Raw genomic sequence first — 22,441 nt, 5'->3', positions numbered from 1 at the left:
GCATTATCGGCCAAAATCTGGCCCTTTGGCCTTGCCCCCGGAAGACGGGAGCAATAGACAGCCGGAATAAGTCATTACTGACTTACTGATCTTAAGCGCAGGGAGCAAGGCATGAAAGTTCTGTTGATCGGTTCCGGTGGTCGCGAGCACGCTCTGGCATGGAAACTCGCCGCCTCTCCCCTGCTTGAAAAACTGTATTGCGCGCCGGGCAATCCCGGCATCGCCGCCGTGGCGGAACTGGCCGATATCGGCGTGGACGACCATGCCGCGCTGATCGCCTTTGCCAAGGAGAACAAGATCGACCTCGTGGTGGTGGGGCCGGAAGCGCCGCTTGTCGCCGGGCTTGCCGACGAAATGCGCGCCGAGGGCATCCGCGTCTTCGGCCCGTCCAGGGCCGCCGCCCAGCTTGAAGGCTCGAAGGGCTTCACCAAGGATCTCTGCGCCCGCTTCAATATCCCGACCGGCGCTTATGGCCGTTTCAACAATGCGCCGAAGGCCAAGGCCTATATCCGCCAGCAGGGCGCACCCATCGTCGTCAAGGCCGACGGGCTTGCCGCGGGCAAGGGCGTGGTCGTCGCCATGACGCTTCAGGAGGCGCTCGACGCGGTGGATTCCTGTTTCGAGGGTGCATTCGGCGCGGCTGGCGCGGAAGTGGTGGTCGAGGAATTCCTTGACGGCGAGGAAGCAAGCTTCTTCTGCATCTGCGATGGCAGGACGGCGCTGCCGCTCGGCTCCGCGCAGGATCACAAGCGCGTCGGCGATGGCGATACCGGCCCGAATACCGGCGGCATGGGCGCTTATGCGCCTGCCCCGGTGATGACGCCGGAAATGGTGGAACGCACCATGCGCGAGCTGATCGAACCCACCATGCGCGGCATGGCGGAAATCGGCGCGCCCTTTTCCGGCATCCTCTTTGCCGGGCTGATGATGACCAAGGACGGCCCCAAGCTCATCGAATACAATACCCGCTTCGGCGATCCGGAATGCCAGGTGCTGATGATGCGGCTCGACAGCGACCTGCTCGCGCTCATCAATGCCGCCGTGGACGGCAGGCTCGACGATATTTCGCTCGATTGGAAAGAAGAGCCCGCGCTGACCGTGGTAATGGCCGCCGAAGGCTATCCGGCCAATGTGAAGAAGGGCAGCGTCATCCGCGATCTCGACAAGCTGGAAGGCATCGAGGGGGTAAAACTGTTCCATGCGGGCACGGCGTTGAAGGACGGCGAAATCGTCGCCAGCGGCGGGCGCGTCCTCAACATCACCGCCATTGCCGCAACGGTCGCCGAAGCGCAGGCACGTGCCTATGAGGCCGTGCGGCGCATCGACTGGCCGGAAGGTTTTTACCGCTCCGATATCGGCTGGCGCGCCGTCGAGCGCGAAAAGCAGTCCTGATCGCGCCGGTTGGCCTGGCTGCACCGCACCCGTCCTTTCCGCTCCGCGCGTCCGCCGTCGGGAAAACGGCGTTTGCCGGCGGATGGCCGCGCGCTATCCGATCACGATGACGTGTATCGAAAACATTGACGTTTACGTAATAAGCCGATAGCTCTTGTATGGAACAGCCAAAGTGGCTCCTGCCGGATTGCATGAAGCGCCGATGCAGGGCGGGCTTCCGAGGAGAAGTCCGCGACATATATTCGGAGGAAAGATGTATCGCGCGCCGGTTTTAGAAATTTCCCACACGCTGATGAAGGTTGCGGGCCTTGAAAAGGCACTTGAGGAAAACCGTTTCCCGGAATTTTCCGCCGATCTGGCCGAAGCCATTCTGGAAGAGGCGGGCAAATTCGCCGCCGACCGTATCGAGCCGCTGCGCATCGCCGGCGACAAGAACGGCGCGACCGTGAAGGATGGCGTCGTCACCACGGCGCCGGGCTGGAAAGAGCTTTACCGCGACTGGATCGCGGGCGGCTGGAATTCGCTGACCGGCACGCCGGAATATGGCGGCCAGGGCCTGCCGACCATGATGTCGGTGGCGGTGAGCGAAATGTGGAATTCCGGCACGCTGGCCTTCGCGATTGCGCCGACGCTGACCATGGGCGCGGTCGAGGCGCTGGAAAAGCACGCATCCCGAGAATTGAAGGACATTTATCTCGCAAAGCTCATCTCCGGCGAATGGATGGGCACGATGAACCTGACCGAACCGCAGGCGGGCTCCGATCTCGGCGCGCTGCGCACCCGCGCGGAACGCCGCGACGACGGCACCTACCGCATTTTCGGCCAGAAGATCTTCATCACCTATGGCGAACACGATCTCACCGACAATATCGTGCATCTGGTGCTGGCGCGCCTGCCCGATGCACCTGCGGGAACCAAGGGCATTTCGCTGTTTCTCGTGCCGAAATTCCTCGTCAATGAGGACGGCTCGCTCGGTCGCCGCAACGATCTGTTCTGCTCCGGCCTTGAGCACAAGATGGGCATCCACGCCTCCCCCACCTGCACCATGATCTATGGCGATGGTTTCGTGAAAGGCGAGGAACAGGGCGCGGTCGGCTATCTGATCGGTGAGGAAAATCGTGGGCTGGCCTGCATGTTCACCATGATGAACAATGCCCGCCTTCTCGTCGGCATCCAGGGTGTCGGCGTTGCCGAAGCCGCCTATCAGCAGGCTCTTGCCTATGCCAGGGAGCGCCGCCAGGGCCGCGCGCTCGGTGCTGATCCGAAAGCTGGCCCGAAAGCTGGTATGAGTCCGATCATCGAACACCCGGATGTGCAGCGCATGTTGCTGACCATGAAGGCGCTGACGCAGGTTGCCCGGTCGATCACCTATTCTTGCGCCCATGCCATCGACATGAGCCATGCCACGGACGGCGCGGACGCTCAGTTCTGGTCGGATCGCGCCGGATTGCTGACGCCGCTTGCCAAGAGTTTTGCCACCGATGCGGGTGTGGACGTATCCTCGCTCGGCATCCAGATTCACGGCGGCATGGGCTTTATCGAGGAAACCGGTGCCGCGCAATTGCTGCGCGATGCCCGCATCACCCCGATTTATGAAGGCACCAATGGCATTCAGGCCATCGACCTCGTAATGCGCAAGCTGCCGCTCCAGCATGGCGAGCACATCAAGGGCTTCCTTGCGGAATTGCAGGACGATGCCGACAAGGCCACCGCTTCCAACCGTGCGGAACTGGGCGAAACCGGCGCGCGTCTTTCCAAAGCAATCGCCGAAGCGCGCGAAGCGACCGACTGGTTGCAAAAGGCGGCGGCGGAAGGCCGCGCCGAAGAAGCACTTTCAGGCGCCACGCCCTATCAGCGGCTTCTGTCGCTCACCGTTGGCGGCGCATATCTTGCCCGTGGCGCGCTGACCGGCGACGATGCAGCACGCGCGGCGCTCTGCCGTTTCTTCGCGGAAAACATGCTGGCCGAAGTTTCGTCGCTGAAGGATACGGTCATCACTGGCGCTGCCAGCCTTGCCGCCGCAAAATCGGCGCTGGAGGCCTGACCATGAGCGAACATATCCTGATCGAGCGCAAAGGCGCGGTGCAGATCATCCGCCTCAACCGGCCTGAAAAGAAAAACGCCATCACCCGCGCCATGTATGCGGCCATGGCAAAGGCGCTCAAGGATGGCGACGCGGACGACGCCATTCGCGCGCACGTCTTCCTCGGCGTTCCGGGCGCCTTTTCCTCCGGCAACGACATGCAGGATTTCATGGCGGCTGCGACGGGCGACAGCAGCTTCGGCGGTGAAATTCTGGATTTCCTCATTCCGCTCGCTGAAACCAAAAAGCCGATCGTTTCGGGCGTCGACGGGCTTGCCATCGGCGTGGGCACGACGATCCATTTTCACTGCGACCTGACCTTTGCCACGCCGCGCACGCTGTTTCGCACGCCGTTTGTCGATCTCGGCCTCGTGCCGGAGGCAGGCTCCAGCCTGCTTGCGCCCTTGCTGATGGGCCGTCAAAAGGCCTTCGCGCTCCTGGCGCTGGGCCATGGTTTCACGGCGGAAGCCGCGCAAGAGGCAGGCATCGTCTACCAGATCGTGGACGAGGATGCGCTGGAAGCGGAAGTGTTGAAGGCAGCCGAAGAAATCGCCGCCAAGCCGCCGCAGGCCATGCAGATCGCCCGCGCGCTGATGCGCCTGCCCGCCGAAAATATCGCTGATCGCATCACCCGCGAGGCCAAGCAATTCGCCGAGCGGCTGACATCGAATGAAGCCCGCGAAGCCGTGATGGCCTTCCTGATGCGCAAAAAATAAACCCGAATGCCGTGGGGGCGCATCCCGAAAACCGTTTCCGCTTTTCGGGATGCGCTCTCATTCAATTGCGGGCAATGATTTCCTTGCCCGAGATCACCAGACGGACGCCGAGCGCGCCGGTCTTGCGGCGGGCAAGGAAACGCGGGCGACGACGGCGCGGCTCCTGCCCCTGACGGCGGGCCTGCGGCTGGCCGGTGCGCACCGGACCTGTGCTTTCGTAAAGCGGGCGGGCGACGCCATCTTCTTCCACCAGCATCATCGGCAGGTTGAACGCGGCGGACCATGCGCGCCAGTCGGCGGCAACATCGGTCAGGTCATGCGCCACAAGCAGCGGGACGGAAAGCTGCGGATCTTCATGCATCAGTTCCAGCGTCACCGTGATTTCGCCGAACTCGTCCTCGACAGCGCGGGCGACCACGCCGACAAAGGCGCTGGCCGGAAGGGCGATGGACATGGGCAAGCCGCTCGATGGCAGAACCTGCCGGATCACCGCGCCGCGCTCATTGATGGTGAAGGTGACATCGCTGCTTCCATCGCGGGCCGCATAGGTTACGACCTGCGGAAAGTGAAACGGATCGAGCCGCAGTTCACGGCCTGCCCAGTCGGGCTTCAGTCCCTTGCTCATCATTTTCGACGCCTCTGTCTCTCTGTCTCTTTTGTCTTAGGAGCCGGTTATCCCGGCTTCCCTTGTTGAGCTTTTGCTCTTTGTTGAGATGGAGAATAGGCGCCGATCCTTACCGGCGCGCTTAACGAGTTGGGTTAACTTTTTCCTGCCTTTTCCTTTGGTTAGCAGATTGCAACCGGGTGTAAGAATTCGGAAATTCTTCTGAAGAAGCGGTTACTAGAGCATTTCCAGCAAAAGTGTGAAACGGTTTTGCGCCCGGAAATGCGTAGAAACAAAGAATGAGAGCGGTTCCGACGATTCCGCTTTAACCGGAACCGCTCTAAAATTTGCTGCGCCCCTCTCCCAAGCGCACCTGCCAGTATTTGACGAATTTCCCTTATCGAGCTATTTTGTATTACAAACGGATGGGAAAACCATGAAAAATCAACATCTATCAGACCCGATAACCATGCGTATCCCGCATGACATATTGGCGGAGATCGAGGAAATCGCCAGCATCTCGCAGCGCAGCAGAAGCTGGGTCATCGTGCGGGCATTGAAGGCCTATCTCGCAGCCGAAGGCAAGGAGATCAGGGATATCGCCAAGGCCCGCCGCGCCATCGAAAATGGCGAAGGTTTTGATCTTGATACGGTCATCGAGGAAGCGGAGGCGATCAGTAAGGGTGCGGCTGCGTGAAAGTTATCGTCTCTCCGGCAGCGCGGGACTATATCAAATCCGAAATCGCCTATCTGAAGCTGCGCAGTCCACGGGCGGCCCAGCAATTGAGCGAAGACCTGAAACGGCTGAAACGCGATCTTGGCCAATTTTCGCAGATGGGACATTTCACCGAGGAGTTACCCATCCCCGGCATTCGTCGTTTTGTGATGGGGGCCTATCTCATTGATTACGAAATCCGCACCGACGCCATCCTTATCTTTGCCATCCGCCATGGACGCGAACGCCCACCGGCCCTTCCGCTGGATGACGATTTCGATTTCGAACAGTCATAGAGCGGTTCCTGTTTTGACGGAATCGTCGGAACCGCTCTCATTCTTTGTTTTTACGCATTTCCGGACGCAAAACCGCTTCGCACTTTTGCTCGAAATGCTCTAAGAAACGGCCCTCCGATCATGAGGGCCGCTTTTCTTTTCCTACAACACCTTGCCGGGGTTCATGATGCCCGCCGGGTCGAAGGCCGATTTGATGCGGCGCATCAGGTCGAGCGCGATATCCTGCTTGAAAAAGGCAAGCTCCTCGCGCTTCAGCTGACCAATGCCGTGTTCGGCCGAGATCGAGCCGCCATAGCTTGCAACAATCGTGTGGACACGGTGGTTGAGGTCATGCCAGCGGGCGAGAAAGGCTTCCTTGTCGGCGCCGACAGGCTGCGAAACATTGTAATGCAGGTTGCCATCGCCGATATGGCCGAAGCAGACCACGCGCGCGCCGGGGATCATGTCGAGCGTCGCCGCATTGGCCTCGTGGATGAAGGCGGGGATGGAAGCGACAGGCACCGAGATGTCATGCTTGATCGAGCCGCCTTCCGGCTTCTGCGCCCAGGACATTTCCTCGCGCATCTTCCAGAAGGACTGCGCCTGCGCGACGCTTTCGGCAATGGCGGCATCCTGGATGATGTCGTTTTCGAAGGCTTCCGTCAGGATGGTTTCAAGCGTCGTGCGCGCATCCTCTTCCGAGCGGGACGAGGAAATATCGATCAGCACATACCAGTCATGCGGGCCTTCCAGCGGATCGCGCACGCCATCGACATGACGCACGGTAAATTCCACGCCGACGCGCGGCATCAGTTCGAAGCCGGTGAGCGACGGGCCTGCATGTTCGGTCGCAAGCTGGAACAGGCGCAGCACATCTTCCGGGTTGCGCAGGCCCGCATAAGCCACGCCCTTGCCCTTCGGCTGCGGGAAGATTTTCAGCACCGCCGCCGTGATAACGCCAAGCGTGCCTTCGGAACCGACGAAAAGGTCTTTCAGGTCGTAGCCTGTATTGTCCTTCTTCACATAACGAAGATCGTTCAGGATTTCGCCGGTCGGCAGCACCACCTCAAGGCCAAGGCAAAGCTCACGCATATTGCCATAGGCAAGAACCGCCGTGCCGCCCGCATTGGAGCCCAGATTGCCGCCGATCTGGCACGAGCCTTCCGCCCCCAGCGACAGCGGAAACAGGCGACCCGCCTTTTCGGCTGCATCCTGCAGGTTTTTCAGGATCACGCCCGCTTCCAGCGTCACCAGATTGCCGACCGTGTCGAGATTGCGGATGCGGTTCATGCGGCCAAGCGACAGAATGATTGCCGAGCCGCTTTCATCGGGCTGCTGCCCGCCCACAAGGCCCGTATTGCCGCCCTGCGGCACAACGGGCGTCCCGGTTTCGGTGGCAAGCTTCATGATCGCCGCAACCTCCTCCGTCGAACCGGGGCGCAGCACGAGCGGCGTGCGACCGTGATAGAGATCGCGCTGCTCGACGAGATAGGCGGCGATATCTTCCGGCGCGGTGAGCGCGTTCTTTTCACCCACAATGGCTGCGAAACGTTCGATCAGGGCAGTATCCGGCATTTTCTGTCTCTTACATAGGAGGATGTTAACGCGGGGCCGCCGCGCGTTTCAAACGGTCATTGATGGCCTCGCCGAGACCGTCAAGGGGGATGGGTTCAACGGCGATGGCGGCAGCACCTGTCGCGTCCAGCCTGCGCATGAAATCGAACAGATTGGCCGCCGCCTCGCGCAGATCGCCTGTCTCGCTGAGGTTCAGAACCGCTGCCGCGCGGTCGCTCTCAGCAACGCGGTGCGGGCCGAAGGCCAGAAGCGCCTCGCCCGGCTTCACATCGCTGACCGCAAGCCGCATCGATGCGTCCGGCGCATAATGCGATTCCATCATGCCCGGCGCCTGAATGGCAGCGGCATGTTCAGCCCGCAGGAGCCTTTGTCCAAGAAACACCTCTATCTCTTCCGCCGCAAGCCCGCCGGGGCGCAGCAGGCGCACATGATCACCCTCCACCTTGACGATGGTGGATTCGACACCGACACCGCAAGGCCCCGCATCGAGAATGAGGTCAACCCGCCCGCCCAAATCGCCCGCCACTGCCGCCGCACTCGTCGGGCTGATGCGGCCCGAAGTGTTGGCGCTCGGCGCCGCGACGGGGCTGTCCAGCGCGGTGATGACATCGCGCACACGGCCATGCGGCATACGCACGGCAAGGGTCGAAAGCCCGGCGGTCACAAGGGGATGGATGGGGCGCTCCGTATCCTGCCGGTCTTTCAGCGGCAGCACGATGGTGAGCGGCCCCGGCCAGAAGGCTTCCGCAAGACGACGTGAGACGGTATCGAAAACCACATGGCGTTCGGCCATGGCGATGCCGTTCACATGGGCGATCAGCGGATTGAATTGCGGACGCCCCTTGGCGGCGAAAATTCCGGCGACGCCTTCGCCATTGGCGGCGTCGGCCGCAAGCCCGTAGACCGTTTCCGTGGGGATCGCGACAAGCCCGCCGCGCCGCAGCACATCCACCGCGCGCTGGACTGCCTCATCATCGAATTTGACTGTATCGGACACTGGTTTTCGCCTCGCGGGCGTCCCAAATTATGCCCGTTCTGCCTACACAAGCTCAGGCCCCTGTGCAAGCAAGCTCATCGCTGATGGAGACATAATTGCGACAAGCCGATGATGATTGCGCATGGAAAATTGCGTTTTGTTAGGTTTTTCAAGGCAAGATGGATTTATTCATGCGTGAGGGGAATTATGTTATCGCGATTTATCGCCATTTCGCTGACGGCCATCGGACTGCCCGCAATTGCGCCCGCAAACGGGGGTGAACGCGCACCATCGTCCTATCAGGTCGGTTCCATTGCTTATATCGGCTATGACAGGATCGGCGCAAACGGCCTGCCGGTCTGCGGCCCCTGCGCGGAAAAACAGGCCGCTGCGATGGACGCGCAGAAGGATATCGAAGCCCGGCGCAAACGCGCCCGCGCCTATATGGCGCGCATGCAGGGCCAGCCCGTCCCCGACGATATGCTTGAGCCTGCCGCCACGCCGGTCGAGGATTTTGACCCCAACAGACCGGTGCGGGTCGTCGGCGATCCCTGGGCCGGGGCATCGGACGAAATCGACCTCAGCTCGCTCGAACTCAGACCCGGTTTGAAATAAAATACCGTCAGCCCTTCGTCCCTCATCCTGAGGAGGGCCGCAGGGCCATCTCGAAAGATCGGGGCCCCAAAAATCGAAGGGTGCTGTAGGCGCAGTGCGTTTTCCATCAGCCCTTCGAGACGCCTCCTTCGCAAAGCTCAGGAGGCTCCTCAGGATGAGGGAAAAAGGAGCCGCTTGGGACTGATTATCAGCCCGCGATTTTCGAGAAATCCGCCACCTTGCCGGTTGCCGCACGAATCTGGTCGAGCAATGCCAGACGATTGGCGCGGACATTTTCGTCCTCGTCGTTCACCAGCACCTTGTCGAAGAATGTATCGACGGGACCGCGCAGCTTGGCAAGCGCCCGCATCGCACCGTTGAAGTCTTCGCGGGCGATGGCTTCCTCGGCTTCGCGCGAGGCCAAGGTGACGGCTTCGAACAGCGCCTTTTCTTCCGCTTCACGCAGCAAGGCCGCATCGACGCGGTCGGCAATCTTCGTGCCCTTCTTCTCCTCGGCTGCGAGAATATTGGCGGCGCGCTTGGTGCCGGCCAGAAGGTTCTTGCCGTCTTCCTCGTTGATGAAGACGATCAGCGCTTCCAGACGACGGGCAACCAGCAGCAGATTGTCGGCTTCCGGCGTCAGCACGGCGTCGATGGCGTCGTAGCGCGCGCCCTCTTCCTTCAGATGGACCTTGAAACGGTCGTGGAAAAAGGAGAGGAGATCGGCCAGCACAGGCCCGGAAGAAGCTTCGGCTTCGGCGCGAATTTCCTTCTCGTAATTGGCGAGTGCATTGTCCACGTCCTGCTCGCCATCCACATCGCCGGAATTCTCCGTGGCAAGCTTTGCCTCGAACGCGCGCAGCTTGCGCTGCACCTGACCTTCCTGCAGCGCGGCAAAGGCCGAGCGGAAAAGCGGCAGCAGCGGGAATTTCCATTCCTGCGACAAAAGCAGACGAATGACGCCCAAAGCCGCACGACGCAGCGCATAGGGGTCCTTCGAGCCGGTCGGCTTTTCGTCGATCGCCCAGAAGCCGACCAGCGTGTCGAGCTTGTCGGCCAGAGCCACAGCAACCGAAACCGGGTCCTTCGGCACCACGTCGGACGGGCCTTGCGGCTTGTAATGTTCTTCCAGTGCCGCAGCGACGGCTTCATCCTCGCCCTGAAGCAACGCATATTTGCGGCCCATGGCGCCCTGAAGCTCGGGGAACTCTCCAACCACTTCGGTTTGCAGATCGGCCTTGGCAAGCACGGCCGCGCGGGCGGCAAGCTTCGGATCGGCGCCCACCAGCGGCGCAATCTGCGATGCCAGTTCACGGATGCGCTCGACACGTGCGCCTTGCGTGCCAAGCTTGGCATGGAAGGTCACATTCAATGCATCGAGACGCGCCATGCGCTGATCGAGCGGCTTCTTCAGATCAAGGCCGAATTTTTGCGATGAGGCCGCCAGCTTGTCGAGATCGGGCAGATCATGCTGGTCGGTATGCCAGAAATAGAGCGCATCCGATAGGCGGGCACGCACCACCTTGCCATTGCCATAGGCGATTTCCGTGCCGCCATCGCGGGCGGCGACGTTCGACACAAGAATGAACTTGTTGGAAAGCGCTTCCGCCTCGCCCTGCTTGCGGGTGACAAAACACTTCTGGTTGGCACGGATGGTGAGGCGGATGACTTCCGGCGGAATGGCCAGAAATTCTTCCTCGAACTCGCCCATCAGCACGACCGGCCATTCGACCAGGCCGGACACTTCTTCCAGAAGCCCATCGTCTTCCACCAGTTCAAGACCGGAGGCGAAGGCGAGATTGCGCGCATCCTGGGAAATGATTTCCTTGCGGCGCTCGGCGTCGAGCACCACGAAAGCCTTTTCGAGCTTTTCGACATAATCCTCGAAACGGCGCACCTTGATCGCCTGACCGTCGCTCAGGAAACGGTGGCCATAGGTGACATTGCCCGACTTGATGCCGTCGACATCGAAATCGATGACCTGCGTTTCCTCGGTTTCGGGACCGAAGGTGCAGAGGATCGATTGCAGCGGGCGCACCCAGCGAAGCGAACCGGGCTTGGCAGATGCCGCACCCCAGCGCATGGATTTCGGCCATGGGAAGTTGCGGATCGTCTGCGGCACCAGGTCGGCGACGATCTCTTCCGCCGCACGGCCCGGCTTCGTCAGATGGGCGACGTAGAAATCCCCCTTCTTCGGATCGGAGTGGACATGGGCTTGAGAAACATCGCTGAGGCCAGCCTTGCGGAGAAACCCTTGAATGGCCTGTTCCGGCGCGGAAACAGATGGCCCCTTGATATCCTCGTGCACGTCCTTGGAACGTACCGTCAGGCCGCGAATATCGAGCGCCAGACGGCGCGGCGTCCAGTAGGCGGTCGCGGCCTCATAGGTCAGGCCGGCTTCCACCAGCCCATCGGTAATCATCTTCTTCAGATCACCGGCAGCCTTGCGCTGCATGCGGGCGGGGATCTCTTCCGAAAAGAGTTCGAGCAACAAATCAGGCATTACACAGCCTCGTTCTTATAATTAAAGCCGCCTGCATCGGTGAGCAGAAATGCCTCGCCGCACTGGCGCGCGAGGTTGCGCACGCGCAGAATGTAGCTCTGGCGCTCGGTAACGGAAATCACGCCGCGCGCATCCATCAGGTTGAACACGTGAGATGCCTTGATGCACTGGTCATAGGCCGGGAAAACGCATTTATGAACGTTCCCTCTCGTGCCTTCGGCACTTCCCGCCTCTTGTGGAGCGCCCGCTTTCAGGATTGCTTCGCATTCGCGCTCGGCATCGATGAAGTGCTGATGCAGCATTTCGGTATCGGCGATCTCGAAATTATAGCGGGAATATTCCTGCTCGGCTTGCAGAAACACATCGCCATAGGTGACTTTCTCATCGCCTTCGAGGCCGTTGAAGTTGAGGTCATAGACATTGTCCACACCCTGCACATACATGGCGAGGCGCTCCAGACCATAGGTCAGCTCACCGGCCACCGGCGAGCATTCGATGCCGCAAACCTGCTGGAAATAAGTGAACTGCGACACTTCCATGCCGTCGCACCAGCATTCCCAGCCAAGGCCCCACGAACCCGTCGTCGGGTTTTCCCAGTCATCCTCGACAAAGCGCACGTCGTGGAGGTTCATGTCGATGCCGATGGCCTTCAGCGAACCGAGATAGAGTTCCTGCAAATTGGGCGGGCTTGGCTTCAGAAGAACCTGATACTGGTAATAGTGCTGGAGACGGTTCGGATTTTCACCGTAGCGGCCATCCTTCGGGCGACGTGAGGGCTGAACATAGGCCACGTTCCACGGGCGCGGCCCGAGCGCGCGCAAGGTCGTTGCCGGGTGCAGCGTACCGGCCCCCACTTCCATGTCGTAGGGTTGCAGAATGGCGCAACCATGTTCCGCCCAATAGTTATGGAGCGTCAGAATCAAACCCTGAAAGGAACGGGTGGGATGCATATGTGCTGGCAATGGACTGGACACGGGGTCGGGCCTTGTAATGGAAATGATGGCCCGGTCTAATTTGTCAGCACGGCAGGGTCAAGCACAGGCTTCCGGTTTCGGTGTCACATCACGCCGAAACCGGCAACCTGCATTATCATCCTTAGGCTCAGGATCTAGTCTGCGACCGGCTTTTCAGGAGCCTTGTCAGAAGGTGCAGCAGGCGCATTCGATGGCGCGGGGGCTTCCGGCTTCTGCTCGGCAGGCTTTACGGCATTGACGGAAGACTGTCCCGGAATATCCGGCAGGCCCTTCTTCAGCTTTTCCTCAATCTTGACCAGATCTTCCGGCTCGGGCTTGCCGGCAATGGCATGGTGCCATTGGAATGTCGCCTCAAGCTGGCGGCCCACACGCCAATAGGCGTCGCCCATATGGTCGTTGATCGTCGGGTCTTCCGGACGCAGCTTGACCGCCTTTTCCAGTTCGACCACCGCCTCGTCATAGCGGCCCAGCATGTAATAGGCCCAGCCAAGCGAATCGACGATATAGCCGTCCTGCGGGCGCAGCTCGACCGCCTTCTTGATCATGCCCAGCGCTTCATCAAGGTTTTCACCCCGGTCGACCCAGGAATAGCCCAGATAATTCAGCACCTGCGGCTGGTCCGGATAAAGCTCCAGCGCCTTGCGGAAATTGGGCTCGGCCTTGTCCCATTCCTTCAGCCGTTCATAGGCAATGCCGCGCTGGTAGAAAACCGGCCAGTCCTTGCGTTCCGGCGTCTTGATCTCACCCACGGCAGCATCGTAAATCTTTGCCGCATCGGCGAAATTCTTGTCCTGCGCATAGACGCCGCCCAGCGCCAGATAGGTGCGCATGTCGGTCTTGTCGCGGCCAAGCAGGATTTTCAACTGCTTGACGGCTTCCGCCGACTGGTCGTTTTCCGCCAGATTGAGCGCGCGCTGCATTTCCGCATCGCGACGATAGGGCGAGTTTTCCGGCACGCGGCCATAATAGTCGATGGCCTTTTCCGGCTGGCGCAATTTGGCGGAAATATCGCCCAGCTGATAAAGCGTTGCGTCATTGTCCGGGCGCAGCGGCAGCGACATTTGCAGATACAATTTTGCAAAGGCTTCCGCGCCGCTGCGGTTGATCGCGGTGCCGAGCGTATAGAGCGCTTCGGCGGCACCTTCCTGCGCGGTTTTGATCAGGCGGCCATATTTCTCGCCAGCCTCGATCTTTTCACGCATTTCGGTGATCGTCATGCGGCCATTGAGAAGCTCCTCGGCATCCTTGAGCGTCTTGATCGCGCCTTCCTTGTCGCCATGGCGAAGCTTGAAGGAGGCATAGGCCATGACCACGCGCTCATAGGTGTCGGGCGCGGCACTTCCGCCGGGGCGGTCGTCGATGGCCTGCTGGTAGAAATCGCGCGCTTCCTGCTTCTGGCCGGCAAGATCGGCGATCAGTGCCGAATTATAGGTCAGAAACAGGTCATACCATTCCGGGCCTTCCATTTTTTTGATGTCGGCCAGCGCCTGCTTCGGGTTGCCCTGCCCGACCTTCACCCACGCATTCATGAAACCGGTCGCAAGGCGATCCATGTCGGATTGCAGCGACAGCATCAGAAGCGGTCCGACCTTGCGGTATTGCTTGCGGTTGATGGCGTCGATGGCCAGCGCCACCCGCGAAAAGCGCTCGATATCCGGAACGTTCTTCAGTTCTTCCGCCAGAGGCAGCGCCTCCTTGAAGCGGCCCTCCGTCAGCAGAACCAGCAGCAGATCCTGCTTGATCTGCGCGTTGCCGGGATCAAACGCCATGGCCTGGCGGTAGAAATCGATGGCGGTGGCGAGATTATTGTCGGATTCGGCGGTGCGTCCGGCAAGATAGGCCCCGGCAAAAGAACCGGCGCGGACGGGAGGCGGTGCGGGATCGACTGTCGCCCTGGCCAAAGCGCCGCTTGTCGGGAATGCGATTCCCGCCAGAAGCGAGAGCAGCAAACCATAAAGCGGGCGGTATTTCGATCCTTGCCGCATAAAGCCCTATCCTCTTCTCAAATCCCTGTGACAGATTCCGGCAAGCAAACCCTCAAAAGCCGGGACACATTGTCTCCTTGCCGGAAAAGGCGCCCCAAGCATGGCCTTTTTGGGATGGCGGGGCAAGAAAAGCATCCGTGATGGGGTGCTTTTCCTACGTCTTATTCGCCCGCAAGAAATACTGGCCGGGTTTGCGGCTATTGCCGGGTCAGTTCACACGGCTGATGCAGAAATCGATGACGTCGATCAGCGCATCCTTCTGCGGCGTTGCTTTCAGAGGCGCCAGGGCATCGCGGGCAATTTCGCCGAAATGCCGCGCGCGCTGCACGGTGTCGGCAATCGCGCCGTGCTTCGTCATCAGGCCGATGGCTTTTTCAAGCGAGGCGTCGTCGCTCGCACCGTCCTCGATGGCGTGTTTCCAGAAAGCGCGCTCATCGTCGGTGCCCCGGCGATAGCTCAGAATCACCGGAAGCGTGATCTTGCCTTCGCGGAAATCGTCGCCGGTATTCTTGCCGAGATCGACTGCCGAGCCGCCATAATCCAGCGCGTCATCGACAAGCTGGAAGGCAAGGCCGAGATTGAGACCATAATCGCGCAGCGCCGCACGCTCCGCCGGCCGCGCGCCCGCGATGATCGGGCCGACTTCACCGGCTGCCGAGAACAGCGCCGCGGTCTTGGCCTTGATGACCGCCAGATATTCGTCTTCGGTGGTTTCCATGTTCTTGGCGGCGGCAAGCTGCATGACCTCGCCTTCCGCGATGACGGAGGCGGAGGTAGCCAGAACGTCGAGCGCATCGAGCGAGCCGACATCGACCATCATCTTGAACGCCTGCCCCAGCAGGAAATCGCCGACAAGCACGCTGGCCTGATTGCCCCAGATCATGCGCGCCGTGCTTTTTCCGCGCCGCAGATCGCTTTCATCGACCACATCGTCATGCAGGAGCGTGGCCGTGTGCATGAATTCGACAGCGGTGGCGAGCCGCACATGGCCGTCGCCTTCATAATCGAACATGCGGGCAGCGGCGAGCGTCATCATGGGGCGCAGACGCTTGCCGCCGGAGGAAATCAGATGATTGGCGACTTCCGGTATCATTTCGACGTCGGACCCGGCCCGAGAGAGGATCAGCTCGTTCACCCGCGCCATGTCGGCCTTTGTCAGATCGACAAGCGGCTGAACCGATCCTTCCTGCTTCTTTTTACCGTCCAGATTCAAAACCACACCCAATGCCATTTCTCCTAGCTGCCCGGCCACATTATTGAAGCGGACCGGATTGCTCAAGACGCAACTGCCCCCAAAGCGCCCTCAAAGCGTTACACTTCCAACGCCTGTTCATCATTGAAGGAAGCTGTTGTCAATGCGTTGCGTTCGCTACAAACTGTCCAGATGATCGAACTTATCCGTACGAATGATTCCGTTCTGCTGTCCTTTGCAGAGGCCTTGATGAAAGAGGCAGGGATCGCCTATTTCATCGCCGACACCAATATGAGCATCATCGAGGGCTCGCTCGGCGTGCTGCCGCGCCGTCTGCTGGTCAGCGAGGACCAGCTGGAAGAAGCACGGCAAATTCTGGTCGATGCCGAGATTGAACACGAATTGCGCGATCGATGAATTCGCAAACAAGTTCGCAGACCGAAGATGAAACCGGAGAAACACTCGATGTGTTTCATCGCGGCGCTTTTCATCTCGTCCAGCCCGCATTGAAAGGCCATCGTTCGGGCGTGGATGCGATGATTCTGGCGAGCGCCGTTCCAAACGGCTTTGCCGGGCGTGTGGCAGATCTGGGCAGCGGCGCGGGTGCTGCGGGCCTTGCCGTCGCCGCCCGCTGCCCAGGCGCCAATATCGTCCTTGTCGAACGCTCCGCTTTCATGGCCGGCTTTGCCCGCAGAAGCGTTGCGCATCCGCTGAATGCCGCGCTGGCGGGCCGCGTCAGCGTGATCGAGGCCGATGTGTCCCTGAAGGGCAAGGCACGCATCGCCGCCGGCCTTGCCGACAACAGTTTCGATTTCGCCATCATGAACCCGCCCTTCAACGAAGCGCGCGATCGCAGCACGCCCGATCCGTTGAAGGCGGAAGCGCATGTCATGCCCGAAGGCATGTTCGAGCAATGGGTGCGCACTGCGGCAGCCATTGTGAAGCCCGGCGGCGGCATAGCCATCATCGCCCGGCCCGGTTCCATGTCGCCGATCCTCGAATCCCTGTCTGGACGGTTTGGCGGCGTGAAGATCGTTCCCATCCAGCCGCGCGCCGATTCGGCAGCGATCCGCATCGTCGTCACCGGCATACGCGGGAGCCGCGCCGGTCTTTCGCTGATGCCCGCGCTCATCCTTCACGGCAGCGAGGGACACGGTTTCACCTCCCGCGCCGACAGCATCAATAACGGTCTCGACGCCCTTCTCTGAAACGAAAACCGGCATCCACTTTCGGGAGACATGCTTTAAACTTCTATTTCCACGCATGTCCTTATCCCGAAACCGGCATCCACTTTCGGGAGACATGCTTTAAACTTCTATTTCCACGCATGTCTTTATCCCGAAACCGGTACCCACTTTCGGGAGACATGCTTTATATCGATTTGCCTCACCGCCGGTGATTTTGATTGAAACCCGATATTCGAGCCAATATTCCTGGATCTGCGATTTTCGCGCCGCGGCTCCCCGCCGCCCCTTTGCCGAAAACGCGCACACAATAAAACGACCAGAACAGGCAACGGGAACCGATGAACCACAGCCCAAACAAAAGCCGCCCCGTATCGATCATGCGGCGCTTCCTCGATAGCGAATCCGCAGGCGGCATAAGCCTCATGGCAGCGGCGGCACTTGCGCTCATCGTGGCCAATTCGCCGTTCTCGCAGACCTATTTCGAGGCGCTTCACCTTTATATCGGGCCGCTCAGCCTTGCGCACTGGATCAACGACGCCCTGATGGCGGTGTTCTTTCTGCTCGTGGGTCTGGAAATCAAACGCGAAATCCTCGACGGGCAGCTGGCAAGCTGGCCAAACCGCATGCTGCCCGGCATCGCGGCTGCGGGCGGCGTCATCTTGCCTGCCATCATCTTCACCGCCTTCAACTGGCACGACCCGGCCAAGGTGCGCGGCTGGGCCGTGCCATCGGCAACCGACATCGCCTTTGCGCTCGGCGTGCTGTCGCTTCTGGGGTCGCGGGTTCCCTCCAGCCTCAAGGTGTTCCTGGCAACGCTCGCCATTCTGGACGATCTCGCCGCCGTCGTCATCATCGCCATCTTCTATACAGCCGAAATCTCCATGCCCTATCTCGGCGGCGCTTTTGCGACCGCCCTCGTCCTGTTCGCGATGAACCGGATGGGCGTGATGAAGCTCCTGCCCTATCTTGTCGGCGGGGCATTGCTGTGGTTCTTCGTGCTGAATTCCGGCGTTCATGCAACGGTTGCCGGCGTGGTGACGGCGCTGATGATTCCGCTGAAACCCGCCCCCGGCAGACCGGACGACATGACCTCGCCGCTGCATATGCTGGAACATGCGCTGGCCAAGCCTGTCGCCTTCATCATCGTGCCGGTCTTCGGCTTCGCCAATGCGGGCATATCGTTTGCGGGCCTTGACGTTTCGGTGATGCGGGACACGCTCACGCTCGGCATCATGCTCGGCCTCTTCATCGGCAAGCAGCTTGGCGTCTTCGGCGCGGCCTGGCTCGCGATCAAGACCGGCCTTGCGCAAAAGCCGCTGGGCGCGACATGGATTGAGCTTTATGGCGTGGCGGTCCTGTGCGGGATCGGCTTTACGATGAGCATCTTCATCGGCCTCCTTTCCTTCCCGTCGGAACTCATGCAGGCGGAAACCAAGATCGGCGTGCTGGCCGGATCGGGCCTGTCGGCCATTTGCGGCTATATTCTGCTGCGGCTGGTGACAAAGCCGAAAACCACCTGACGAAAACGACACCGCCGCCCGGCAACCAAAATTTCCGGGCGGTTTTCTTTGTGTTTTCCATATCGCTTCCTACATTTGGCTGGAATTATTTCAGTCAGCAGGAGTTCACCTTGCCCGGTTTATTGACGCGCCTCATCCCACGCCGCTTCCGCCCGGTATCCATCGAGATCCCCGTTGTGCGGCTGCATGGCGCCATCATGTCCGGCGGGTCTGCGTTCCGCCCGATGCTTTCGCTGGCGTCGACGGCAGCTATCCTTGAAAAAGCGTTCACCGACAAGGAAGCGCCCGCCGTCGCCATTTCGCTCAATTCGCCCGGCGGTTCGCCGGTGCAGTCGCGGCTGATCCACCGGCGTATCCGCGATCTCGCCGCCGAGCATCAGAAAAAGGTGTTCATCTTCGTCGAAGATGTCGCCGCATCGGGCGGCTATATGATTGCGCTGGCCGGTGACGAGATCATCGCCGATCCGTCATCCATCGTCGGCTCCATCGGCGTCGTCTCGGCCTCGTTCGGTTTCCCCGAGCTTTTGAAGAAGATCGGCGTGGAGCGCCGGGTCTATACGGCCGGCTCCAACAAGGTGACGCTCGATCCCTTCCAGCCGGAGAAGAAAGCCGATGTCGAGCGGCTGAAATCATTGCAGCTCGAAATCCACCAGACCTTCATCGACATGGTGAAGGAACGGCGCGGAACCAAGCTCGCAGACGACAAGGACCTGTTCACCGGCCTGTTCTGGACCGGCATCAAGGCGCAACAGCTTGGCCTGATCGACGGGCTTGGCGACATGCGCAGCTTCCTGCGCAAAACCTATGGCGACAAGGTCGAGCTCAAGCTGGTGGAACAGAAGCGCGGCCTTCTGGGGCGCAAGGTGCCCGGAGTCGATATGGCGCTCGGTCAGATTGAACCGGCTTCCATTGCCGCGCATCTCGGCGACGGCCTGCTGTCGGTCGCCGAAGAAAAGGCACTTTGGGCCCGCTATGGCCTTTAAAAACGGGGGCACGGGCGAAAATCGGCATGGATTTTCGCACCAATGCTTTGAATTCCTTCGTTTCACCATGATAAGGTGTCATAAAGTGGGGCGGGCCGCTTGCCGCCCCTTCACGAACACCCGGCATTTCGGCCATTGCGATCCGGCAATCCGAGATGCAACCTTTGAGGACTTGAGGCCATGCCCCAGCTCATTTTTCTGCTGCTGATCATCGCCGCCGCCTGGTACGGCTACCGCTCGTTCAAGCGTGAGGCCGCGCGTGTGTCCCAGCGTGTGCGTCAGGCGGAAAAGGAAGCGCAGAACCGGGCGCATGGCACGCTCGTGCAGGACCCGAAAACCGGCGAATATTACGTCAAGAAGGACTGACCTTTCCCGCGGGAAAGCTTGCCGACGAAGCGGCTCGGTCGCTTGCCGCAGCCCAACCGCCTGTTATCTCCATTCTCAGCCCCGACCGAAATGACGATTTCCCCGAAAACCGAAACATCCGCACAGGCCGGGGATATACAGGCGGTGACGCGTGTGGCTCTGGCCAAGATCAATCTGGCGCTGCATGTGACAGGGCGTCGGGACGACGGCTATCATCTGCTCGACATGCTGGTGGTCTTCGCGCACTATGGCGACATTATTCGCGTCAGCCCTGCCGATGAGGACAGTTTCACGGTCAGCGGTCCTTTTGCAAAGGGCATACCGCTCGATGGCGGCAATCTGGTGCTCAAGGCCCGCAACGCCTTGCGCGAACATGCGCAAAGGGCTTTGCCGCCGGTCGCCATCCATCTGGAAAAGAACCTGCCGATTGCCTCGGGCATCGGCGGCGGATCGAGCGATGCGGCCGCAACGCTGCTCGCGCTCGATGCAATGTGGGGGCTCGATCTCGGTTTCGAGCGGCTCACCGCGATGGGGCTCCGCCTCGGCGCCGACCTGCCCATGTGCCTCCACGGCGCATTGAAGGGCACGCCCCTGGCCGCGCGCGGCATCGGGGAAGACCTGACCCCCGTTGCCGGATTGCCGGCCTTGCCCATGCTGCTCGTCAATGACGGAACCGCTGTCGCGACACCGGATGTCTTTCGCGCGCTCGACAAACGCGACCATCCGGCGCTCGACCTTGCTTCGCCTGCGGATGTCGGCGCCCTTTGCGCTTATCTGCAAACCACCCGCAACGATCTTCTGCCCCCCGCGCTGAAACTCGCCCCCCGGATCGGCGCCACGCTCGATCTGCTTCGTGCAAGCGGAGCGCTCCATGCGCAGATGTCGGGCTCCGGTGCCACCTGCTATGCGATCTTTGAAGACATGGCAGCCGCTGAACAGGCAGCCGCGCGTCTTTCCGCCGAAAGACCTGACTGGTTCGTCATCGCGACCCAAAGCGTCGCTTCCCGCGATGGTTTCTGAACAGCGTGCCGGCTGAAAGCCCACCAAAACCGCCCCATTGTTCACTCTCATTGGACAATATATTGGGACAGACTGTTCGTGTTTTTTGAACAAAAGAGGCTCTACAACAGTTTCGTGAAGTCTGATATACAAATCAACATATTGATTATATTGCTTTATTTATAACAAGGCGGCTGATATCGAAAAAATTGGCTGCACAAATCTGTGATTAAGAAAACATTTTCGTGACTGGAACTTTTGTCCATTGTCACCCATTTCAGGTGCATCGGAACGACGAACAAAACGCCGCTCCACTTTCCAAGGAGATAGGAAAATGAAAAAGATTGTTCTTGCTGCCGCTGCTCTCGCTCTTAGTGCCGGTGCTGCCCTTGCAGATAACCCGCGTGTTGGCGAACCTGCCGATCTTTATGCAAACGACCGCACGCCGGTCGCAGCCCAGAAGGTCGACTACACCGCCCCCGCTTCGATCGGCCAGTCCTCTTCAATGGACGGTTCGGCGCATCGCTTCGGTGACGCATCGCCTTCGAGCTACCAGAACTAAGCCCAGAACTAAGCCTTGAACGGCAAAAAGGGCGTCGTCAAAAGCCTCCCAGCCGATGACGCCCGATGAGTTCGCAAGCTGGATATTCCTCCCAATCATTCAGCTTCCCCCAGTTATCTCCCCGATGGATGGCATGGTTGCCGCCCGGGAGCCCCGGAAAGGCTTCTATGCCATCCAAAGGGGCGATTTGTTTCAATGCATGTGTGCGCTGTCAGATGTTTCCGCCTGACCACACAATGCTCGCACAAGGATTATGAAAATGAAGAAGTTTGCTCTTGCTGCCGTTGCCGTTGCCCTTAGCGCCGGTGCTGCTTTGGCTGAAAACCCGCATGTCGGCGAGCCTGCCGATCTTTATGCAAACGACCGCACGCCGGTTGCAACGCAAGGCCAGAAGCTTGACTACACGGCGCCTGCATCGATCAAGGCAACGACTTATCAGGACGGTTCGGCTCATCGTTTCGGCGATGCCTCGCCTTCCTCTTATCAGAACTGATTTGGCCCAGATTGTCTGACGAAAAGGCGAAGCTTCCGGCTTCGCCTTTTTGTTTTGCTCAATCCTCGCCGGGCGGCAGGATGGGATGTTTGAGACGGACCGGCCGCAAGCGCTGCGAAAGCTGGTCAAACGCCACGCCGTCCAGCAATAGCGGCCTGACCCTATCCAGGCGAACCAGAAGCCCGGCATCGAGCGTTGCCCTGCGGCTGAAAATCTTACGGACAGAGCCGAAGCCGCTGTCTTCCGGCAGCGAAAAACGCGCGGCACCGCCATCGCTTTCCATGTGGCGACGGGCGGCTTCCTCCCATCCCTCCGGCGCAATGGCGCCCGGTTTCAGGATGAGAACCCATGGCGTGCGGATTTCATCCAGCGCCGCCTCAATATCCGTTTCGGCATGGAATGCACAGCCCGCGCCCAGTGCGACGAGAGCGGTCTCATCCGACGATCCCCGGTCGATAACCGTCACCCGGCGCAGCAAACCGTCCACCACCGCAGGCACCAGTGCCGCAAGTGTTCGGGCCAGCGCCCTTTCCGAATTCAGGGTTTCGATGATGACGGACAACATCCGCGTTTCATATATCAAGAACCCGTGAACGCAAAGCCGGCGTATATATGTTCTTGCTTTGTTCTGATTCTTGCGATAGGAATAGAGTCACCAGAACAGAACCGCAGGACAGCCCGGCACGCACGCAGAACAGTTTTCGCTCCGACAGGGGCCGCTGCTCGCTTTTGCCGCGCTTGTACAAG

General features: G+C 60.2%; 22 protein-coding genes. 14 read left to right on the top strand and 8 right to left on the bottom strand.

The window, feature by feature from the left end; all coding sequences use genetic code 11:
- Positions 1-111: 111 nt before the first annotated feature.
- The 3 genes from purD (at position 112) to AVM02_RS08410 (ending at position 4,191) form a co-directional block, all read left to right on the top strand.
- Positions 112-1,392, top strand: a complete 1,281-nt coding sequence (gene purD, locus AVM02_RS08420; protein ID WP_411506517.1) for a phosphoribosylamine--glycine ligase — start codon at positions 112-114, stop codon at positions 1,390-1,392.
- Positions 1,393-1,645: 253 nt separating this feature from the next.
- The gene (locus tag AVM02_RS08415) at positions 1,646-3,436 is read left to right on the top strand and encodes an acyl-CoA dehydrogenase (RefSeq protein WP_411506516.1); all 1,791 of its coding nucleotides are present in this window, start codon (positions 1,646-1,648) and stop codon (positions 3,434-3,436) included.
- Between the two features lie 2 nt (positions 3,437-3,438).
- The gene (locus AVM02_RS08410; protein WP_411506515.1) at positions 3,439-4,191 is read left to right on the top strand and encodes a crotonase/enoyl-CoA hydratase family protein; all 753 of its coding nucleotides are present in this window, start codon (positions 3,439-3,441) and stop codon (positions 4,189-4,191) included.
- Positions 4,192-4,252: 61 nt separating this feature from the next.
- On the opposite strand, the gene AVM02_RS08405 is transcribed toward AVM02_RS08410, so the two are convergent.
- Positions 4,253-4,819: a DUF6101 family protein gene (locus AVM02_RS08405; RefSeq protein WP_411506514.1), complete on the bottom strand. Its 567-nt coding sequence runs from the start codon at positions 4,817-4,819 to the stop codon at positions 4,253-4,255.
- 412 nt (positions 4,820-5,231) lie between these two features.
- Here AVM02_RS08405 and AVM02_RS08400 point away from each other — a divergent pair, with 412 nt between their 5' ends.
- Together AVM02_RS08400 and AVM02_RS08395 are read left to right on the top strand one after the other, a co-directional pair.
- On the top strand, positions 5,232-5,492 hold the full coding sequence (locus AVM02_RS08400; RefSeq protein WP_411506513.1) for a CopG family ribbon-helix-helix protein: 261 nt from the start codon (positions 5,232-5,234) through the stop codon (positions 5,490-5,492).
- Positions 5,489-5,806 (top strand): type II toxin-antitoxin system RelE/ParE family toxin, encoded by a 318-nt coding sequence (locus AVM02_RS08395; RefSeq protein WP_411506512.1) that lies wholly within the window; start codon positions 5,489-5,491, stop codon positions 5,804-5,806. The genes AVM02_RS08400 and AVM02_RS08395 overlap by 4 nt, the downstream gene beginning before the upstream one ends.
- Positions 5,807-5,947: 141 nt before the next feature.
- Here AVM02_RS08395 and AVM02_RS08390 read toward each other — a convergent pair whose 3' ends face one another.
- The gene (locus tag AVM02_RS08390; protein ID WP_411506511.1) at positions 5,948-7,360 is read right to left on the bottom strand and encodes an FAD-binding oxidoreductase; all 1,413 of its coding nucleotides are present in this window, start codon (positions 7,358-7,360) and stop codon (positions 5,948-5,950) included.
- Between the two features lie 25 nt (positions 7,361-7,385).
- Entirely contained in the window at positions 7,386-8,357 is a 972-nt protein-coding gene (locus AVM02_RS08385) for an L-threonylcarbamoyladenylate synthase (protein ID WP_411506510.1), read from the bottom strand.
- A gap of 186 nt (positions 8,358-8,543) precedes the next feature.
- On the opposite strand from AVM02_RS08385, the gene AVM02_RS08380 reads away from it, so the two are divergent.
- A complete protein-coding gene (locus AVM02_RS08380) occupies positions 8,544-8,951 on the top strand; it encodes a hypothetical protein (protein WP_411506509.1) in 408 nt (135 codons plus the stop codon).
- Positions 8,952-9,138: 187 nt separating this feature from the next.
- Here the strand turns inward: AVM02_RS08380 and glyS are convergent, their stop codons facing one another.
- The 4 genes from glyS to AVM02_RS08360 all read right to left on the bottom strand — a co-directional run bounded on the left by glyS (position 9,139) and on the right by AVM02_RS08360 (position 15,617).
- Positions 9,139-11,433: a glycine--tRNA ligase subunit beta gene (glyS, locus tag AVM02_RS08375; RefSeq protein ID WP_411506508.1), complete on the bottom strand. Its 2,295-nt coding sequence runs from the start codon at positions 11,431-11,433 to the stop codon at positions 9,139-9,141.
- Positions 11,433-12,383: a glycine--tRNA ligase subunit alpha gene (locus AVM02_RS08370; RefSeq protein WP_411506507.1), complete on the bottom strand. Its 951-nt coding sequence runs from the start codon at positions 12,381-12,383 to the stop codon at positions 11,433-11,435. Before AVM02_RS08370 ends, glyS begins: the two co-directional genes overlap by 1 nt.
- 158 nt (positions 12,384-12,541) lie before the next feature.
- Positions 12,542-14,392: a tetratricopeptide repeat protein gene (locus AVM02_RS08365; protein WP_411506506.1), complete on the bottom strand. Its 1,851-nt coding sequence runs from the start codon at positions 14,390-14,392 to the stop codon at positions 12,542-12,544.
- A 208-nt stretch (positions 14,393-14,600) separates the two neighbouring features.
- Positions 14,601-15,617 (bottom strand): polyprenyl synthetase family protein, encoded by a 1,017-nt coding sequence (locus tag AVM02_RS08360; protein WP_411506539.1) that lies wholly within the window; start codon positions 15,615-15,617, stop codon positions 14,601-14,603.
- A gap of 159 nt (positions 15,618-15,776) precedes the next feature.
- Here AVM02_RS08360 and AVM02_RS08355 point away from each other — a divergent pair, with 159 nt between their 5' ends.
- From AVM02_RS08355 to AVM02_RS08320, 8 genes are all read left to right on the top strand, one after another.
- Entirely contained in the window at positions 15,777-16,001 is a 225-nt protein-coding gene (locus AVM02_RS08355) for a DUF2007 domain-containing protein (RefSeq protein WP_411506505.1), read from the top strand.
- Entirely contained in the window at positions 15,998-16,792 is a 795-nt protein-coding gene (locus AVM02_RS08350) for a tRNA1(Val) (adenine(37)-N6)-methyltransferase (RefSeq protein WP_411506504.1), read from the top strand. The genes AVM02_RS08355 and AVM02_RS08350 overlap by 4 nt, the downstream gene beginning before the upstream one ends.
- A 317-nt stretch (positions 16,793-17,109) precedes the next feature.
- A complete protein-coding gene (gene nhaA / locus AVM02_RS08345; protein WP_411506503.1) occupies positions 17,110-18,291 on the top strand; it encodes a Na+/H+ antiporter NhaA in 1,182 nt (393 codons plus the stop codon).
- A 110-nt stretch (positions 18,292-18,401) separates the two neighbouring features.
- Positions 18,402-19,274, top strand: a complete 873-nt coding sequence (locus AVM02_RS08340) for a S49 family peptidase (RefSeq protein ID WP_411506502.1) — start codon at positions 18,402-18,404, stop codon at positions 19,272-19,274.
- A gap of 180 nt (positions 19,275-19,454) precedes the next feature.
- A complete protein-coding gene (locus AVM02_RS08335) occupies positions 19,455-19,640 on the top strand; it encodes a hypothetical protein (protein WP_122003158.1) in 186 nt (61 codons plus the stop codon).
- Positions 19,641-19,730: 90 nt separating this feature from the next.
- Complete coding sequence (locus tag AVM02_RS08330) at positions 19,731-20,660, top strand: 4-(cytidine 5'-diphospho)-2-C-methyl-D-erythritol kinase (RefSeq protein WP_411506501.1); 930 nt, start codon at positions 19,731-19,733, stop codon at positions 20,658-20,660.
- A gap of 313 nt (positions 20,661-20,973) precedes the next feature.
- Positions 20,974-21,201 carry a hypothetical protein gene (locus AVM02_RS08325; RefSeq protein ID WP_411506500.1) on the top strand — a complete coding sequence of 76 codons (228 nt, stop codon included), beginning with the start codon at positions 20,974-20,976 and terminating at the stop codon, positions 21,199-21,201.
- Between the two features lie 259 nt (positions 21,202-21,460).
- The gene (locus AVM02_RS08320; protein WP_411506499.1) at positions 21,461-21,694 is read left to right on the top strand and encodes a hypothetical protein; all 234 of its coding nucleotides are present in this window, start codon (positions 21,461-21,463) and stop codon (positions 21,692-21,694) included.
- Positions 21,695-21,752: 58 nt separating this feature from the next.
- Here AVM02_RS08320 and AVM02_RS08315 read toward each other — a convergent pair whose 3' ends face one another.
- The gene (locus tag AVM02_RS08315) at positions 21,753-22,259 is read right to left on the bottom strand and encodes a glycosyl transferase (protein WP_411506498.1); all 507 of its coding nucleotides are present in this window, start codon (positions 22,257-22,259) and stop codon (positions 21,753-21,755) included.
- Positions 22,260-22,441: the final 182 nt, after the last annotated feature.

The organism is Brucella anthropi (assembly GCF_046630315.1).
GTDB classification, from domain to species: Bacteria; Pseudomonadota; Alphaproteobacteria; order Rhizobiales; family Rhizobiaceae; genus Brucella; species Brucella anthropi_A.
This window is presented reverse-complemented; position numbering and strand designations above follow the sequence as displayed.